The 16,542-nt window shown below is 73.3% G+C and carries 12 protein-coding genes and 1 riboswitch; of the genes, 8 read left to right on the top strand and 4 right to left on the bottom strand.

Going from position 1 to position 16,542, the window contains the following annotated elements; genetic code table 11:
• Window positions 1-92 precede the first annotated feature (92 nt).
• Window positions 93-1,034 (bottom strand): sucrase ferredoxin, encoded by a 942-nt coding sequence (locus tag ACTWP8_RS03295; protein ID WP_443320625.1) that lies wholly within the window; start codon window positions 1,032-1,034, stop codon window positions 93-95.
• A gap of 4 nt (window positions 1,035-1,038) precedes the next feature.
• Between ACTWP8_RS03295 and ACTWP8_RS03290 the strand changes: the two genes are divergently transcribed.
• Entirely contained in the window at window positions 1,039-1,542 is a 504-nt protein-coding gene (locus tag ACTWP8_RS03290) for a hypothetical protein (protein ID WP_443320624.1), read from the top strand.
• A 101-nt stretch (window positions 1,543-1,643) separates the two neighbouring features.
• Here the strand turns inward: ACTWP8_RS03290 and ACTWP8_RS03285 are convergent, their stop codons facing one another.
• Window positions 1,644-2,909 (bottom strand): citrate/2-methylcitrate synthase, encoded by a 1,266-nt coding sequence (locus ACTWP8_RS03285; RefSeq protein ID WP_443320623.1) that lies wholly within the window; start codon window positions 2,907-2,909, stop codon window positions 1,644-1,646.
• A gap of 88 nt (window positions 2,910-2,997) precedes the next feature.
• Between ACTWP8_RS03285 and ACTWP8_RS03280 the strand changes: the two genes are divergently transcribed.
• Together ACTWP8_RS03280 and ACTWP8_RS03275 are read left to right on the top strand one after the other, a co-directional pair.
• Window positions 2,998-4,149, top strand: a complete 1,152-nt coding sequence (locus tag ACTWP8_RS03280; protein WP_443320622.1) for a citrate synthase/methylcitrate synthase — start codon at window positions 2,998-3,000, stop codon at window positions 4,147-4,149.
• 230 nt (window positions 4,150-4,379) lie between these two features.
• A complete protein-coding gene (locus ACTWP8_RS03275) occupies window positions 4,380-5,483 on the top strand; it encodes a CobW family GTP-binding protein (protein WP_443320621.1) in 1,104 nt (367 codons plus the stop codon).
• 138 nt (window positions 5,484-5,621) lie between these two features.
• Here ACTWP8_RS03275 and ACTWP8_RS03270 read toward each other — a convergent pair whose 3' ends face one another.
• Window positions 5,622-8,072 carry a DNA gyrase/topoisomerase IV subunit A gene (locus tag ACTWP8_RS03270; RefSeq protein ID WP_443320620.1) on the bottom strand — a complete coding sequence of 817 codons (2,451 nt, stop codon included), beginning with the start codon at window positions 8,070-8,072 and terminating at the stop codon, window positions 5,622-5,624.
• Between the two features lie 241 nt (window positions 8,073-8,313).
• On the opposite strand from ACTWP8_RS03270, the gene ACTWP8_RS03265 reads away from it, so the two are divergent.
• From ACTWP8_RS03265 to ACTWP8_RS03250, 4 genes are all read left to right on the top strand, one after another.
• Window positions 8,314-9,666, top strand: coding sequence for a M16 family metallopeptidase (locus tag ACTWP8_RS03265; RefSeq protein WP_443320619.1), 1,353 nt, complete (start codon window positions 8,314-8,316; stop codon window positions 9,664-9,666).
• A gap of 17 nt (window positions 9,667-9,683) precedes the next feature.
• Entirely contained in the window at window positions 9,684-11,051 is a 1,368-nt protein-coding gene (locus tag ACTWP8_RS03260) for a M16 family metallopeptidase (protein WP_443320709.1), read from the top strand.
• A gap of 209 nt (window positions 11,052-11,260) precedes the next feature.
• Window positions 11,261-11,422, top strand: a riboswitch (cyclic di-AMP (ydaO/yuaA leader).
• A 15-nt stretch (window positions 11,423-11,437) separates the two neighbouring features.
• The gene (locus ACTWP8_RS03255) at window positions 11,438-12,205 is read left to right on the top strand and encodes a M23 family metallopeptidase (protein ID WP_443320618.1); all 768 of its coding nucleotides are present in this window, start codon (window positions 11,438-11,440) and stop codon (window positions 12,203-12,205) included.
• A 163-nt stretch (window positions 12,206-12,368) separates the two neighbouring features.
• Window positions 12,369-13,070 carry a GntR family transcriptional regulator gene (locus ACTWP8_RS03250; protein ID WP_443315503.1) on the top strand — a complete coding sequence of 234 codons (702 nt, stop codon included), beginning with the start codon at window positions 12,369-12,371 and terminating at the stop codon, window positions 13,068-13,070.
• Window positions 13,071-13,203: 133 nt separating this feature from the next.
• Here ACTWP8_RS03250 and ACTWP8_RS03245 read toward each other — a convergent pair whose 3' ends face one another.
• Window positions 13,204-13,485, bottom strand: coding sequence for an HPr family phosphocarrier protein (locus tag ACTWP8_RS03245; protein ID WP_443315502.1), 282 nt, complete (start codon window positions 13,483-13,485; stop codon window positions 13,204-13,206).
• A 117-nt stretch (window positions 13,486-13,602) separates the two neighbouring features.
• On the opposite strand from ACTWP8_RS03245, the gene ACTWP8_RS03240 reads away from it, so the two are divergent.
• Window positions 13,603-16,476 carry a bifunctional acetate--CoA ligase family protein/GNAT family N-acetyltransferase gene (locus ACTWP8_RS03240; RefSeq protein WP_443320617.1) on the top strand — a complete coding sequence of 958 codons (2,874 nt, stop codon included), beginning with the start codon at window positions 13,603-13,605 and terminating at the stop codon, window positions 16,474-16,476.
• Window positions 16,477-16,542: the final 66 nt, after the last annotated feature.

The following is a 16,542-nucleotide window of genomic DNA, read 5'->3' as shown; positions in this document are numbered from 1 at the left end:
CCAGGAGGCGGGGCTTACGAGGCGCGGCTACGAGACGGGCCTACGAGACGGGCCTACGAGACGGGCCTACGAGACGGGCCTACGAGACGGGCCTACGCGGCGGGGGCCGCCTCGCGGACGGCCAGGACGTCCATCCGGGCGGGGGAGCCGAGTGCTGAGCCGCAGCTCTCCGGACGCGGCGGCTCGGCCGTTCCCTGCGCGATGTCGACGTGCCAGGTCCGGCCGTCCGCGTGGGCGACGGTCACGGTCCAGGCCGGACCGGGGCCCGGGCCATCGGTCCGGACGGCCACGCTCACGATGTCGAGGGCGCCTGCCCGGTCCTCGCCGGTGAGCCCCCTCACGGCCAGGTCGGCCGCCTGTCCCGGCCGCTCCCAGGCCGAGCGGCCGCGGGCGTCCGCCGTGACGACACGGCCCGCGCGCGCCGCCTCCAGGACGTCCTTGGCCGCGTGGGCGGTGGCCCGGCCGTACGCGTAGCCGTGCGGGAGCACGAAAAGGGTGGGGGCGAACCGGTGGCCGCCGATGTGCGTGACCTCCCAGACGCCGCCCGCGCCCGAGGCCGCCAGCTCGGCCGCGAGTGTCCGGCCCAGCAGCGCGCAGCAGCGGTCGCGTTTGCCGTTGGTGCAGACGAGGGCGAGGGGATCGCCCTCGTACGCCTCCCACGGGCTTTCCAGGCCGCCGGACTCGCCCGCGCCCAGGGCCGCGAAGTCGAGGCCGAGCAGCGGCTCGGGGCCGGTCAGTTCGGCCGTACGGATCCAGGACCGGCCGGGCAGGGTGTGCGCGGCGTAGACCCGGCGCCGGGAGGGGGTGTGGCAGTCGGCGTGGCGGCCGGGCCGCCGGATGAGCGCGACCCGTACGCCGGTCCCTTCGGCCGCCCGCTCCAGGGCGCGCCCGACCGCCGGGTCGAGGTGGCTGGAGGTGAGGGCCTTGGCGCCCCAGGGGCCGGGCTGTTCGACCAGCAGCCACGTGCGGGCGGTGGCCGAAGTGCCCGCGAGAGGCTCGGCCAGCTTCCGCGATGCGGTGGCGCAGGTACTCACAGAGGTGACCCTAACCTCACTGCGCGCCTCCATCGACACCAGCCTCGCCGCGCACGCGCGCGTTGGCGCGGCTGCGACCTGGATGCTGTGCAGCCACGACATGACCTGTACGAGCACCTGCTTCGGTCGCGACGGCACCGGCTTCGACTCCGCGACCGAGGCGCACGGCGTGCCCACCGACCCGGCGCTGGGTATCCGCCGCGCGCGGCCGGCGAGCTCGCGCACGCGCGGACTCGTCCGCGTCGCCGAGCTCGCCGGGGAGCCCGCCGAACTCCCGGGCACAAGCGTCCTGCTGGAGGTTGAGCGGCTTCCACAGGACATGGCGGCCTGGCCGCGCACCCGACGCCGTACGCCCGGCCGCCGTCTCGCCTGCGCGGTCGCCCGGCCCGGGCCGCTCGCTGGGTCCGCCATACGCCACCGCGGCCGCCAGGCGCCGCGCTGCCGGCTCACCTCTGTCGAGGCCGGGGCAGCGGTGAACGACGGCACAAGGATCGGGCAGGACTGCTGATCGGACAGGACTGCTGGTTGGAGATGGCGATGCCGCTGCCCAGCGCGCGGAGGCTTACCGGGCCCGGTCGGGAGGGACCGGGAGCCGGGCGGCACCGCCTGTTAGGGCAGCGGCTGGGGCGGGCGCGGCCCGCGGTAGCGGCCGCTGGGGCGCATTCTCAGTGGCCGCTCCGCGTACTCCTCCAGCGCATGGGCGATCCAGCCCGCCGTACGGGCCACGGCGAAGACCGTCTCGCCCGCCTCGGGCGGCATGCCCGTGGACACCGTCAGCACGGCGAGCGCCAGGTCGACATTGGCGTGCAGCGGCACGTGGCGGGCCGTCGTCGCCTCCACCTCACGGGCCGCCTCCAGCGCGCGGGCGGACCGCGGCATCTCCTCGAGCAGCGCGAACAGCGCCTGTGCGCGCGGGTCTTCGCCCGGATAGAGCCGGTGCCCGAGCCCCGGCACCCGGCGCCCGGCCCGCAGGTGGTCGGCGACGACCGCGGCCGCGCTGCCCCGCTCCAGGGCCTCGGCCAGCATCCGGTGCGCGAGACCGCTGGCGGCGCCGTGCAGCGGTCCTTCGAGCGCGCCGAGGCCCGCGGAGACCACGGCGTACGGGTGGGCGCGCGCCGACGCGGCCACGCGCGCGGCGAGCGTGGACGCCGCCAGATCGTGATCGATGAGCAGCACCAGAGCCCCGTCCAGGGCCCGGACGGACGCCTTGGTGTCGGGGGTGGCCGTCAGCCGGGGCCACAGCCGCTGTGCCAGCTCCGTGCGCGGGCCCGGTGCGCGCCCGGCGAGGGGGAGGGCGCCGACCAGCGTCGGGATCAGGCTGCGGGCGGTGGCCAGGACGGTCGTCTCCGACAGGTCGAACCGGAGCGGGTCGGCGGCCGCGGCGGCGACGGCGGCCACCCGCAGCCGGTCCGTCGGGCCGCTGTGCGGGGGCAGGGCGGCCACGGCCCGGCGGGCGGCCGCGAGGGCCTCCTCGGGCGCGGAGAACCGGATGCCGGGCGTCATCGTGCCGGTCCACAGCCACTCGGCGACCTCTTCGTAGCCGTACCGCCGGGTGAGCTCGGTGGCGTCGACGCCCCGGTAGTAGAAGCGGTCCCGGCCGATGAGGGTGATGCCGGTGCCGATGGCCGGGCCGCCCCACGTCGACACGGCGTCGGCGCCCGGGGCGGGCTGGTCGCGGCGGCCGTGCCGGGCGAGCGCCTCGACCTCCTTCGGGTCGAAGGTGCTGCCGCGGCCCCCGGGCGCACGGCGGCTGGTCAGCAGCCCGCGGCTCACGTACGCGTAGACCGTCTCCGGCTTCACGCCCAGCCGGTCCGCGGCCTCGCGTGTGGTCAGCCGTCGTCCCTGCCGCTGTGCTCCGTCGCCCTCGTCCGTCATGGCTCCGCCTGCTCATATTGATTGAATCAATCTTGACGCACATTGAATCAAGCATGGACAGTCGAATCAACACTTTTGGGAGGACACCATGCAGACCATCCCGCCGACTGCCGTGCCCCGTGGGCTCACGGGAGTCGTCGTCACGGACACCGCGCTCGGGGACGTACGGGGGAGCGAGGGCTTCTACCACTACCGCCAGTACTCCGCCGTCGAGCTGGCAGGGACCCGTACCTTCGAGGACGTCTGGCACCTCATGCTCCACGGCGCGCTCCCGGACCCGGTCGAGCGCGCCGCCTTCACCGCCCGGACCGCCGCTCTGCGACACCTGCCCGCTGACGTGTCCGCCGCCCTGCCCGCCATCGCCCGTGCCGGCTCCGCTTCCGGCCCGCTCGCGGGCCTGCGCACCGCGCTGTCACTGCTCGGGGCGTCGGCCGGTTTCCGGCCGCTCTACGACACCGGGGCCGAGCGGCGCCGCGAGGACGCCCTGGCCGCCTGCGCCGCCGTCCCGACCCTGCTCACCGCGCTGTACCGGCTCGGCCGTGGCGAGGAGCCCCTCGCGCCCCGGGACGACCTGCCGTACGCGGCCAACTACCTCTACATGCTCACGGGTTCGGAGCCGGACCCGGCCCGGGCCCGTGTGATCGAGCACTACCTGATCTCCACCGTCGAACACGGTTTCAACGCCTCGACGTTCACCGCCCGGGTCATCGCCTCGACCGGAGCCGATCTGGCCGCATGCCTCGTGGGGGCGGTCGGTGCCCTGTCGGGGCCGCTGCACGGGGGCGCACCGAGCCGCGCCCTGGACACGCTCGACGCCATCGGGACGCCGGAGCGGATCGACCCCTGGGTCCGGGAGCGGGTCCTCGCCGGGGAGCGGATCATGGGCTTCGGGCACGCCGTCTACCGCACGGAGGACCCGCGTTCGCGGATGCTCCGCGGCATCGCCGAGGAGTTCGGCGGCCCGCTGGTGGAGCTCGCCGTCCAGGTCGAGGGGCGGGTCGAGGCGATCCTCGCGGAGCTCAAGCCGGGCCGGGAGCTGCACACCAACGTGGAGTTCTACGCGGGGGTGGTGATGGAACTCTGCGGGATCCCGCGGGAGATGTTCACGCCGACCTTCGCCGCGGCCCGGGTGGTGGGCTGGAGTGCGAACATCCTGGAGCAGGCCGAGGACAGCAAGATCATCCGGCCCGCGGCCCGCTATGTGGGCCCGCCTCCGGCGGAGCCGGTCCCGGCCGCTTAGCCGTCACCCCACGGCGTGAGGGCAGCCGTGGCGTGACGGGCGGGGGAGTGACCGCGGCAGCTACGGATGAGGTGGCCCGGGACGGGGGTCCGGGCCGCCTGCGACAAGGGCTGGTGCCGGCGGCTGGTGCCGGGGTCGCCGGGTGGCGAGACGGTGTGCGGGTGCCGAGCCGCATCTCGCCCGGCCGCCCGGCCGCCCGGCCGTTCCCGCGGCCTGACTACGATCTGGGCGTGGCCAAGAAGCAGATCCCCGTCATCGTCCTCGCGGGCTTCCTGGGATCGGGCAAGACCACCCTGCTCAACCATCTCCTCCGCAACAGCAGAGGCAGCCGTATCGGCGCGATCGTCAACGACTTCGGCAGCATCGAGATCGACGCCATGACCGTCGCCGGACAGGTCGACTCGATGATCTCGCTGGGCAACGGCTGCCTCTGCTGCGCCGTCGACACCAGCGACATGGACGAGATGCTGGACCGGCTCACCCGCCCCGCGGCCCGTATCGACGTGATCGTCATCGAGGCGAGCGGCCTGGCCGAGCCGGAGGAGATGATCAGGCTGATCCTCTCCAGCACGAACCAGCGGATCGTCTACGGCGGACTGGTCGAGGTCGTCGACGCGGCGGAGTTCCCGGAAACCCGGGCCAGGCACCCGGAGCTCGACCGGCACTTGGGGGTCGCCGATCTGGTGGTGCTGAACAAGACCGACCGCGTGGCGGAGGAGGCCCGCTCGGCGCTCCTCGAAGAGCTCGCGCGGCTCAGCCCCGGAAGGCCCGTGGTGCACGCCTCCTACGGCCGGGTGGACCCGGAGCTGCTCTTCGACCGGCGGCAGGGGGCGGACCGGGAACCGGCCGTCCGCCAGCTCTCGTTCGACGAGCTGTGCGCCGACGAAGAGCACGGCCAGAAGCACGACCAGAAGCACGGCCATGGCCACGGCCACGGCAGCGGTCACGAGCACGGCCATCAGCACGACCACGCCCACCACCTCCACGCCGCCTACGAGAGCGTGGCCTTCACGTCCGACGATCCCATGGACCCGCGCCGCCTCATGGAGTTCCTCGACGCCCGGCCGGAGGGCCTCTACCGCATCAAGGGCTTCGTCCACTTCGCGGTGGCCGGGCACCGGCAGAAGTTCGCCCTGCACGCGGTCGGCGACTTCCTGCGCTTCTACCCGTCGCCGTGGGCGCGCGGCGAGAAGCGCTCCACCCGGCTGGTGATGATCGGCGCCGGCATCGACGCCGGCGCCCTGCGGCGGGGGCTCGCGGCATGCGCCGGGACCGGCCCGCAGAAGGCCGGTCCCGAGAGCATGTGGGGCGTCCTGCGCTACGCGCAGGCATAACCGGACCCGGCGCGCGGACGGGGCGCACCGGCCGGGCCACGCCTGCGCACCGGTCACTGCAGCGCGGCCACACCCGCGTACCGGTCACCCCGGCCGGGCCACCCTCGCCCCCCGAGCCCGGCCACGCCCGCGTACCGGCTACACCGGCCCCGCCACCACCGCCACCGCCTTCGCCAGCGGCACGCCCGAGCCGTCGCGCCGCGGGTCCGGTTCCGGCAGCTCCGCCGGAGTGCCGTTCGTCGTCGCCGCACGAGCCGGAACGGCGCCCGCCCAGGCCAGGACCAGGCAGTCCTCGCCCTTGAGGAACCGCTGGCAGCGCACGCCGCCCGTTGCCCGCCCCTTGCGCGGGTACTGGTCGAACGGGGTCAGCTTGGCCGTGCCCTGCGAGCTGCCGTCGAGGGTGTCCAGCGCCCCGGCGATCGTGAACACCGCGGCGTCCGCCGCCGGGTCCACCGCCCCGAAGAAGACCACCTTCGCCCCGGCCGTGAGCTTGATGCCCGCCATGCCGCCCGCCGGACGGCCCTGCGGCCGGACCGCCCCCGCCGGGTAGCGCAGCAACTGCGCGTCGTCGGTGATGAAGACCAGGTCCTCCTCGCCGGTCCGCAGCTCGACGCCGCCGACGACCCGGTCGCCCTCCTTGAGCGAGATGACCTCCAACTCGTCCTTGTTGGACGGGTAGTCGGGCACCACGCGCTTGACGACGCCCTGCTCGGTGCCCAGCGCGAGGCCGGGCGAGGACTCGTCCAGGGTGGTCAGGCACACGACCGCCTCGTCCGGCTCCAGCGTGAGGAACTCCGCGATCGGGGCGCCGCCCGCCAGGTTCGGAACCGTGGCCGTGTCGGGCAGCATCGGCAGATCGATCACCGAGAGCCGCAGCAGCCGCCCCTCAGAGGTCACCGCGCCCACCTCGCCGCGGGCCGTCGCCGGGACCGCCGAGACGATCACATCGTGCTTGGAGCGCTTCGCGTCGTCCGGGCCGAGCGGTTCGCCGTTCGCCGTACGGGCCAGCAGCCCGGTGGAGGACATCAGCACCCGGCACGGGTCGTCCGCGACCTGCAGCGGGACCGCAGCGACCTGGACGCCCGCCGACTCCAGCAGGATCGTACGCCGCGGGGTGCCGAACTTCTTCGCCACCTGGGCCAGTTCGCCGGAGACGACCTTGCGCAGCTCCGCGTCCGACTCCAGGATCCGGGTCAGCTCCTCGATCTCCACGCCGAGACGGTCGCGCTCCGACTCCAGCTCCAGCCGGTCGAACTTGGTCAGCCGGCGCAGCGGGGTGTCCAGGATGTACTGCGTCTGGACATCGCTCAGCGAGAAGCGGTCCATCAGGCGCCCCTTCGCCTCCGCCGAGTTCTCGCTCGACCGGATGATCCGGATGACCTCGTCGATGTCGATCAGCGCGACCAGCAGGCCCTCGACCAGGTGCAGCCGGTCGCGGCGCTTGCCGCGCCGGAACTCGCTGCGCCGCCTGACCACGGTGAAGCGGTGGTCCAGATAGACCTCGAGCATCTCCTTCAGGCCCAGCGTCAGCGGCTGGCCGTCCACCAGCGCGACGTTGTTGATGCCGAACGACTCCTCCATCGGCGTCAGCTTGTAGAGCTGCTCCAGCACGGCCTCCGGAACGAAACCGTTCTTGATCTCGATCACCAGGCGCAGGCCGTGGGCCCGGTCGGTGAGGTCCTTGACGTCCGCGATGCCCTGCAACTTCTTCGCGTTGACCAGGTCCTTGATCTTGGAGATCACCTTCTCCGGGCCGACCGTGAACGGCAGCTCGGTGACCACCAGGCCCTTGCGGCGGGCCGTGACATTCTCCACCGCCACGGTCGCGCGGATCCGGAACGAGCCGCGCCCCGTCTCGTACGCGTCCCGGACCCCGCTGAGCCCCACGATTTTGCCGCCGGTCGGCAGGTCGGGACCCGGCACGTGCCGCATCAGGGTCTCGAGGTCCGCGTTCGGGTGCCTGATCAGGTGCCGGGCGGCGGCGATCACCTCGCTGAGGTTGTGCGGCGGCATGTTGGTCGCCATGCCGACGGCGATCCCGGATGCGCCGTTGACCAGCAGGTTCGGATAGGCGGCGGGGAGCGCGAGCGGCTCCCGCTCCTGGCCGTCGTAGTTGGGGACGAAGTCGACGGTGTCCTCGTCGATGGACTCCGTCATCAGGGAGGTGGCGGAGGCCATCCGGCACTCGGTGTACCGCATCGCGGCCGGCGGGTCGTCGTTGCCCAGCGAGCCGAAGTTGCCGTGCCCGTCCACCAGCGGCAGCCGCATCGAGAAGGGCTGCGCCATGCGCACCAGCGCGTCGTAGATCGACGCGTCGCCGTGCGGGTGCAGCTTGCCCATCACCTCGCCGACGACGCGGGCGCACTTCACATAGCCCCGGTCGGGGCGCAGGCCCATCTCGTTCATCTGGTACACGATGCGGCGGTGCACCGGCTTCATGCCGTCGCGGGCGTCGGGGAGGGCGCGCGAGTAGATGACCGAGTAGGCGTACTCGAGGAAGGAACCCTGCATCTCGTCGACGACGTCGATGTCGAGGATGCGCTCCTCGAACTCGTCCGGCGGCGGGGTCTTCGTACTGCGGCGGGCCATCGCGGCTGCTGCTCCTTAGAAACTGCCTTCAGCGGTGTGTTCCGGGCCCCTCCCGCGCCCCGGAGGCGGCAGCAGGAGGGAGGATCTGACGCCGACCATTGTGGACCCACCCACCGACAGCGCGTTCCACCTACCCGTATGACCCCCGTACGGTACGGGAACTTCGCCAGGTGGCAGCACGCTTGCATACAGTGGCAGGACTCTTTACGACCTCTGCCATCCCGCGATCGAAGGGACGTACATGCCCATGGGTCACACGGCCACGCAACAGGCCGGTTCCGGCGGCCTGAAAGCGACCGAGCACCGCCTGGACAACGGTCTGCGCGTGGTGCTCTCCGAGGACCACCTGACCCCGGTCGCCGCGGTCTGCCTCTGGTACGACGTCGGCTCCCGCCACGAGGTCAAGGGCCGCACCGGCCTGGCCCACCTCTTCGAGCACCTGATGTTCCAGGGCTCCGGCCAGGTGAAGGGCAACGGCCACTTCGAGCTGGTCCAGGGCGCAGGCGGCTCCCTGAACGGCACCACCAGCTTCGAGCGCACCAACTACTTCGAGACCATGCCCGCCCACCAGCTCGAGCTCGCACTCTGGCTGGAGGCCGACCGCATGGGCAGCCTGCTGGCCGCGCTCGACGAGGACGGCCTGGAGAACCAGCGGGACGTCGTGAAGAACGAGCGCCGCCAGCGCTACGACAACGTGCCCTATGGCACCGCGTTCGAGAAGCTGGTGGCCATGGCCTACCCCGAGGGCCACCCGTACCACCACACCCCGATCGGCTCCATGGCCGACCTGGACGCCGCCTCCCTTGAGGACGCGCGGAACTTCTTCCGCACCTACTACGCGCCGAACAACGCCGTGCTGTCGGTGGTCGGCGACATCGACCCGGAGCAGACGCTCGCCTGGATCGAGAAGTACTTCGGCACCATCCCGGCCCACGACGGCAAGCCGGCGCCGCGCGACGGCTCGCTCCCGGACGTCATCGGCCGGCAGCTGCGCGAGGTCGTCGAGGAGGAGGTCCCGGCCCGCGCCCTGATGGCCGCCTACCGCCTCCCGCACGACGGCACCCGTGAGGCCGACGCCGCCGACCTCGCGCTCACCGTCCTCGGCGGCGGCGAGTCCTCCCGGCTCCACAACCGCCTGGTGCGCCGCGACCGTACGGCCGTGGCCGCCGGCTTCGGCCTGCTGCGGCTGGCCGGCGCCCCCTCGCTCGGCTGGCTGGACGTGAAGACCTCCGGCGGCGTCGAGGTCCCGGACATCGAGGCCGCCGTCGACGAGGAGCTGGCCCGGTTCGCGGAGAAGGGCCCGACGCCGGAGGAGATGGAGCGCGCCCAGGCGCAGCTGGAGCGGGAGTGGCTGGACCAGCTCGCCACCGTCGGCGGCCGCGCCGACCAGCTCTGCCGTTACGCGGTGCTGTTCGGCGACCCCCAGCTGGCGCTGACCGCCGTCGACCGGCTCCTGGCCATCACCGCAGACGAGGTCAAGGCCGTGGCCGCCGCCCGGCTGCGCCCCGACAACCGCGCGGTCCTCGTCTACGAGCCGACAGCACCCGCAGACAGCCAGGCCGACGACAACGCAGGACAGGAGGCGGCCCAGTGAGCGACGCCGGCCCCACCATGACCTTCCACCCGCAGCCGCAGGGCGGGATCGCCAAGCCCTGGGCCTTCCCGGCCCCCGAGCGCGGCACTCTCGCCAACGGCCTGACCGTGCTGCACTGCCACCGCCCCGGCCAGCAGGTCGTCGCCGTCGAAGTGAACCTGGCCGCGCCGCTCGACGCCGAGCCCGCGGGCCTGGACGGCGTGGCCACGATCATGGCGCGGGCGCTGTCGGAGGGCACCGACAAGCACACCGCGGAGGACTTCGCAGCGGAGCTGGAGCGCTGCGGCGCCACCCTCGACGCGCACGCCGACCACCCCGGCGTCCGCGTCTCCCTGGAGGTCCCGGCCTCCCGGCTGTCCAAGGCGCTCGGCCTGCTCGCCGACGCCCTGCGCGCCCCCGCGTTCCCGGACAGCGAGGTCGAGCGGCTGGTCCGCAACCGCCTCGACGAGATCCCGCACGAGCAGGCCAACCCGGCCCGCCGCGCCGCCAAGGAGCTCTCCAAGGAGCTGTTCCCGGCCACCTCCCGGATGTCCCGGCCCCGGCAGGGCACCGAGGAGACCGTCGAGCGCATCGACGCCGCCGCCGTACGGGCCTTCTACGAGGCGCACGTCCGGCCCGCCACCGCCACCGCGGTGGTCGTCGGCGACCTGACGGGCATCGACCTCGCCGCGGTCCTCGGCGACACCCTGGGCGCCTGGACCGGCACCACGGCCGCGCCCCGCCCCGTACCGCCGGTGACCGCTGAGGACACCGGCCGCGTCGTGATCGTCGACCGCCCCGGAGCCGTCCAGACCCAGCTGCTGATCGGCCGTATCGGCCCGGACCGCCACGACCGGGTCTGGCCCGCCCAGGTGCTCGGCATCTACTGCCTCGGCGGCACCCTCACCTCCCGTCTCGACCGGGTGCTGCGCGAGGAGAAGGGCTACACCTACGGCGTGCGCGCCTTCGGCCAGGTGCTGCGCTCGGCCCCGGACGGCACGGGCGCGTCCCTGCTCGCCATCAGTGGCTCGGTGGACACCGCCTCCACGGGCCCCGCGCTCGAGGACGCCTGGAAGGTCCTCCGCACGCTGGCGGCCGAGGGCCTGACGGACGCGGAGCGGGACACCGCCGTGCAGAACCTCGTCGGCGTCGCCCCGCTCAAGTACGAGACGTCGGCGGCGGTCGCGGGCACCCTCGCCGACCAGGTGGAGCAGCATCTTCCGGACGACTACCAGGGGCAGTTGTACGCGCGGCTCGCCGACACCGGCACCGTGGAGGCGACCGCGGCGGTCGTCAGCGCCTTCCCGTCCGACCGCCTGGTCACCATCCTCGTCGGCGACGCGTCCGCCATCGAGGAGCCCGTACGGGCCCTGGGCATCGGCGAGGTGAAGGTCGTCACCGGCTGACGTCGCGTCAAGCTCTCTCGCGGGAGTGACGAAGTACCCCGGAGCGTCCGTTGCTCCGGGGTACTTCCGTATGCCCGGGTTTGTTGATGAGTCGGCCGTTTGTTGTGTGGTGTCGGCTACAAACGCCCTGATTTCTTTGGCGATTGAAAGATGTCCCGTTTAGCGTCGGTCCGGCTGTCCGGCCGACCACGCGCCGCACCCGCGGCCCCGGGCAGTCATCGCCGAGTCCCCGTACGGCGCGAGCCAGGGGAGCCGGGGACCCGAACTGTGAGTCCCTGGGGTGAATCGGGCGCCTCCTGGCGGAGGGGCCCGTAGGAGACCTTCCTGCTCCGAACCCGTCAGCTAACCCGGTAGGCGAGAAGGAAGGAAAGGAGCACCGCCGCCGCATGGCGTCGTTCACCCGTGCCACCGGGAAGCACCGCCGTCCGAGCCGCCTCGTCCGCTCGGGCGCGAACATCGCAGGCATAGCCACCCTCGCCACCACTGGCGTCGTGGCCTCCCTCGCCTCGGGCTCCGCGCTCGCCGCGCCCGCTCAGCCGCCCGAGGCCGAACAGACCGGGCTGCGCCAGGCGATCGTCCTGGACGACTCGCTCGCCGAGACGATCAGCGCCCAGGCGCAGGCCCAGCGGACCGCGGCCGACGAGGCCGCCGCGCGAGCCAGGGCCGAGGCCGAGGCGAAGAAGCGGGCGGCGGAGGCCAGGGCCAGAAAGGAGCGCGCGGCGCGCGAGGCCGAGCGCAAGCGGCTGAACGCCTTCGTGCTGCCGGTCGAGGGCAGCTATATCTCCACCGCGTACGGGGCGGGGGGCGGCGCCTGGTCCTCCGGGGCCCACACCGGCGTGGACTTCCACGCCGCGGCCGGAACCTCGGTACGCGCGGTGGGCGCGGGCACCGTCGTCGAGGCGGGCTGGGCCGGCGCGTACGGCTACAACGTCGTGATCAGGATGAAGGACGGCACGTACACGCAGTACGGCCACCTGTCGGCGATCCGCGTCTCCGTCGGCCAGAGCGTCACCCCGGGGCAGCGGATCGCCCTGTCGGGCAGCACGGGCAACACCTCGGGTCCGCACCTGCACTTCGAGGCCCGTACGTCCGCCGACTACGGCTCCGACATGGACCCCGTGGCCTATCTCCGCTCGCACGGAGTGCGTATCTGACCCGTTTCGTGGCCTGTTTCACAGCCGCTCTGGCCAAAAGATATCCATGTTCCGGCCCCGCCCGTCGGAAATTCCACCGCATTGCAATAGAGTCCCTGAACAAGCAGCGATCGAGCATGTTTCACGGGGATTAAAGCGGAGGACCGGCTATGCGGGGTCGGATGTGAACGGCGATGCGGTGGCCACGGGCCGCATTCCGGCGCACGCGGTGTGCCAGGCGATCCGGGACGACATCGTCTCCGGCGTGCATCCCCCCGGCAGCAGACTGACCGAGGAGGTCCTGGCCCGCCGCTACGGCGTCTCCCGCGTCCCGGTCCGCGAGGCCCTGCGCACCCTGGAGTCCGAGGGCTTCGTGACCACCCGCAGGCATGCCGGAGCCTGCGTCGCCGAGCCGTCGGAGCAGGAGGCGGCCGACCTCCTCGACATCCGTGCCCTGCTGGAGCCGCTGGGCGCCGCGCGCGCCGCACAGCGCCGTACCGAAGCGCACCTCAAGGTGTTGCGCGGGCTCGTGCGGCTGGGTCAGGAGCGCGCCCGCCGCGGGCACTTGGCGGATCTGCGGTCGCTGGGCGGCTGGTTTCACGAGACCCTGGCCCAGGCCTCGGGCAGCCCCAGCCTCGCCGCCCTGCTCACCCAGGTCCGCCGCAAGATCACCTGGGTGTACGCGTCGGACGCGCCGGTCAGGGCCGCCGACTCCTGGGAGGAACACGCGGCCATAGCCGACGCGGTGGCCCGGGGCGACGCCGACCGCGCGCGTGCCCTGATGACCGTGCACACCGAGCGCTCCCTCGCGGGCTACCGGCTGCGCCGCCCGGGCCATGTGAGAACTTCGAAACACTCCGTAAACAGATTGAGCGCGCAGAATTAACAGAACTCCCGTATACAACGAGGGGCGAATTCCGCGCGGAAAAGAAAAGCGACTTCCGAACGACGGAGCCGCGGTGGCCATAAAGGTCCACCGCGGCTCGTTTGCGTATTTCGCCGAGTCGGGTCCGGACGGTTCAGACAGTCTCCGGAAGCTCTTCGAGACCCTCGGCGACCAGCTTGGCCAGACGGTCCAGAGCGATGTCGGCGCCATCGGCGTCCGACGCGAGAACGATCTCCTCGCCACCCTGGGCGCCCAGGCCGAGCACGGCGAGCATGGAGGCGGCGTTGACCGGGTTGCCGTCGGGCTTGGCGATCGTCACGGGGACGCCTGCGGCGGTCGCCGCGCGGACGAAGATCGAAGCAGGCCGGGCGTGCAGGCCCTCGTTCCAGCCGACGGTGACGCGGCGCTCAACCATGGTGCTGCCCTTCGGGTCGTGTCAGGTTTCCCGACGTTGTCTAGACCAGTAGTTCCGTCCAGTCTCTCACGGCGCACGGAGTGCTCCGCTCCGCCCCGCGCCCGTACGCTTGTCCCCATGCAGACGACGCCGGAACACGCCTACCCGGCCCACTGGGAGGCCGACGTCGTGCTGCGTGACGGCGGCACGGCACAGATCCGGCCGATCACTCCGGACGATGCGCAGCGCCTGGTGCGCTTCTACGAGCAGGTCTCGGACGAGTCGAAGTATTACCGCTTCTTCGCACCGTACCCTCGGCTCTCCGACCGCGATGTGCACCGGTTCACTCACCACGACTACGTCGACCGGGTCGGCCTCGCGGCCACCGTCGGCGGGGACTTCATCGCGACCGTGCGCTACGACCGGATCGACGCCGACGGACGGCCCGCCACCTCCCGCCCGTCGCCCACCGCCACCGTCAACGGACGCTTCGCGACCTCTCCCGATATCGCCGACGAGGCCGAGGTCGCCTTCCTGGTCCAGGACGCCCACCAGGGCCGCGGCGTGGCCTCCGCCCTCCTCGAGCACATCGCAGCCGTCGCCCGCGAGCGCGGCATCCGCCGCTTCGCCGCCGAGGTGCTGCCCGCCAACAACAAGATGATCAAGGTGTTCACGGACGCCGGGTACACCCAGCAGCGCAGCTTCGAGGACGGCGTGGTGCGCCTGGAGTTCGACCTCGAGCCGACCGACCGGTCCCTCGCCGTCCAGCGGGGCCGGGAGCAGCGCGCCGAGGCCCGCTCCGTGCAGCGGCTCCTCGCCCCGCGCTCCGTCGCCGTCATCGGCACCAGCCGCAGGCCCGGCGGCGTCGGCCGCACCGTGCTGCGCAACCTGCTCGCCGGTGGCTTCACCGGGCGGGTGCACGCCGTCAACCACGCCTTCCCCGAAGGCGGGGCGGTGCTCGGCGCACCCGACCTCCCGGGCCCCGGCGTCCAGGCCCACCGCTTCGTCCACGACATCGGCGAGCAGGTGGACCTGGCCGTCGTGGCCGTACCGGCCGAGCATGTGCCCGCGGTCGTCGCCGACTGCGGAGAGCACGGCGTGCAAGGCCTGGTCGTGGTCTCCTCCGGCTACGCGGAGAGCGGGCCCGCGGGGCGCGAGCGGCAGCGCGAACTCGTCCGGCAGGCCCGCTCGTACGGCATGCGGATCATCGGGCCCAACGCCTTCGGTCTCCTCAACACGGCCGAGGCCGTACGGCTGAACGCCTCCCTCTCGCCCGAGCTGCCCCGGGCCGGCCGGCTCGGCCTGTTCACCCAGTCCGGCGCCATCGGCATCGCGCTGCTCTCCGGGCTGTACCGGCGCGGCGCCGGGCAGATCGGGCTCTCCACGTTCGTCTCCGCGGGCAACCGGGCGGATGTGTCCGGCAACGACTTCCTGCAGTACTGGCACGACGACCCGGACACCGACGTCGTCCTGATGTACCTCGAATCCATCGGCAACCCGCGGAAGTTCACCCGGCTCGCCCGGCGCACCGCCGCCGTCAAGCCCGTCGTGGTCGTCAAGGGCGCCCGGCACACGGGCAGCGCGCCGACCGGCCACACCGTGCCCACCACCCGTATCCCCGACGCCACCGTTTCCGCCCTGCTCCGGCAGGCCGGCGTCATCCGCGTCGGCACCGTCACCGAGCTCGCCGACGCCGGGCTGCTGCTCGCCGGGCAGCCGCTGCCCGCGGGGCCGCGCGTCGCGATCCTCGGCAACTCCGAGTCCCTCGGGCTGCTGACGTACGACGCGTGCCTGACCGAGCGCCTCCGCCCGCTCCGGCCGCGCGACCTCACCACCGCCGCCACCCCCGACGACTACCGCAAGGCGGTGGCCGCCGCCCTGGCCGACGACATCTGCGACGCGGTCGTCGTCAACGCGATCCCCTGGGTCGGCGAGGACGCCGCTTGGGCCGGCGAGGACGCCGCCACGGAGGCCGACCGGCCGGCGGAGGGGCGGGCCCTCGCCGCGGCCCTCCGGCAGGCGGTCGCGGACGGCGGGGCGGCCAAGCCGGTGGCCGTGGTCCACCTCGAGATCGAGGGCCTCGCCGAGGCTCTCGGCGCCCCCGGGATCCCCACCTACCCCGCCGCCGAGCGCGCGGTGCGGGCCCTCGCCGAGGCCGTGCGGTACGCGCAGTGGCGGCGGCAGGCAGCCGAGCCGGGGCGGGTGCCGGAGTACGAGGACATCGAGGAGGCGGCGGCAGGGGCGGACATCGACGCCCTGCTCGGGGTCGGGGGGGACGGCGACACGCGGGCCCCGAGCGAGCCCGGCAGCGGCCCGGTGCCCCGCAGCAGCCCGCTGGCCCCCGACGACGCGGCGCGCCTGCTCGCCCGCTACGGCATCGCCGTACGGCCCACGCTCCCCGCCCCCGACCCGGACGCCGCGGCCGCGGCCGCCGCCCGGCTCGGCTACCCGGTCGCCCTCAAGACCACCGCGCCCCACCTGCGGCACCGCGCCGACCTCGGCGGCGTCCGGCTCGACCTGACCACCGAGACCGCGCTGCGCCGCGCCCACCAGGAGTTCACCGACCACCTCGGCAAGGCAGACGAGCTGCGGCCGGTCGTCCAGGCCATGGCGCCGCGCGGCGTGGACACCGTCGTACGGGCCGCCATCGACCCGGCCGCCGGAGCCGTGCTCTCCTTCGGACTCGCGGGCGCCCCCTCGGAGCTGCTCGGCGACACCGCCCACCGGCTGGTCCCCGTCACCGACCGTGACGCCGCCGAGCTGATCCGGTCCATCGGGACCGCGCCCCTGCTCTTCGGCTGGCGCGGCTCCCAGCCCGTCGACACGGCCGCCCTGGAGGAGCTGCTGCTGCGCGTCTCGCGGCTCGTCGACGACCATCCGGAGGTCGTCCGGGTCGAGCTGGAGCCGGTGGTGGTCGCGCCGCAGGGGCTGACGGTCCTCGGCGCATCGGTCAGCCTGGCCCCCCGCCCGGCCCCCGCGGACCTGGGCCCCCGCCGCCTCCCGGCGTACTGAGCGAAGTGCCCTTCCTTCCCACCGCTGGCCCGTCGCGGACGCCCGCCCGGGGGAGCGCCGCAGGTG

Source organism: Streptomyces sp. 7N604 (assembly GCF_052245475.1).
In the GTDB taxonomy this organism is placed as follows: Bacteria; Actinomycetota; Actinomycetes; order Streptomycetales; family Streptomycetaceae; genus Streptomyces.
This window is presented reverse-complemented; position numbering and strand designations above follow the sequence as displayed.

Coding starts and splice junctions, on each gene's coding strand:
- ACTWP8_RS03285 (WP_443320623.1), bottom strand. CDS start 2,909: ATGACGGACGAGGGCGACGGAGCACAGCGGCAGGGACGACGGCTGACC.
- ACTWP8_RS03280 (WP_443320622.1), top strand. CDS start 2,998: ATGCAGACCATCCCGCCGACTGCCGTGCCCCGTGGGCTCACGGGAGTC.
- ACTWP8_RS03270 (WP_443320620.1), bottom strand. CDS start 8,072: ATGGCCCGCCGCAGTACGAAGACCCCGCCGCCGGACGAGTTCGAGGAG.
- ACTWP8_RS03265 (WP_443320619.1), top strand. CDS start 8,314: ATGCCCATGGGTCACACGGCCACGCAACAGGCCGGTTCCGGCGGCCTG.
- ACTWP8_RS03260 (WP_443320709.1), top strand. CDS start 9,684: ATGACCTTCCACCCGCAGCCGCAGGGCGGGATCGCCAAGCCCTGGGCC.
- ACTWP8_RS03255 (WP_443320618.1), top strand. CDS start 11,438: ATGGCGTCGTTCACCCGTGCCACCGGGAAGCACCGCCGTCCGAGCCGC.
- ACTWP8_RS03245 (WP_443315502.1), bottom strand. CDS start 13,485: ATGGTTGAGCGCCGCGTCACCGTCGGCTGGAACGAGGGCCTGCACGCC.
- ACTWP8_RS03240 (WP_443320617.1), top strand. CDS start 13,603: ATGCAGACGACGCCGGAACACGCCTACCCGGCCCACTGGGAGGCCGAC.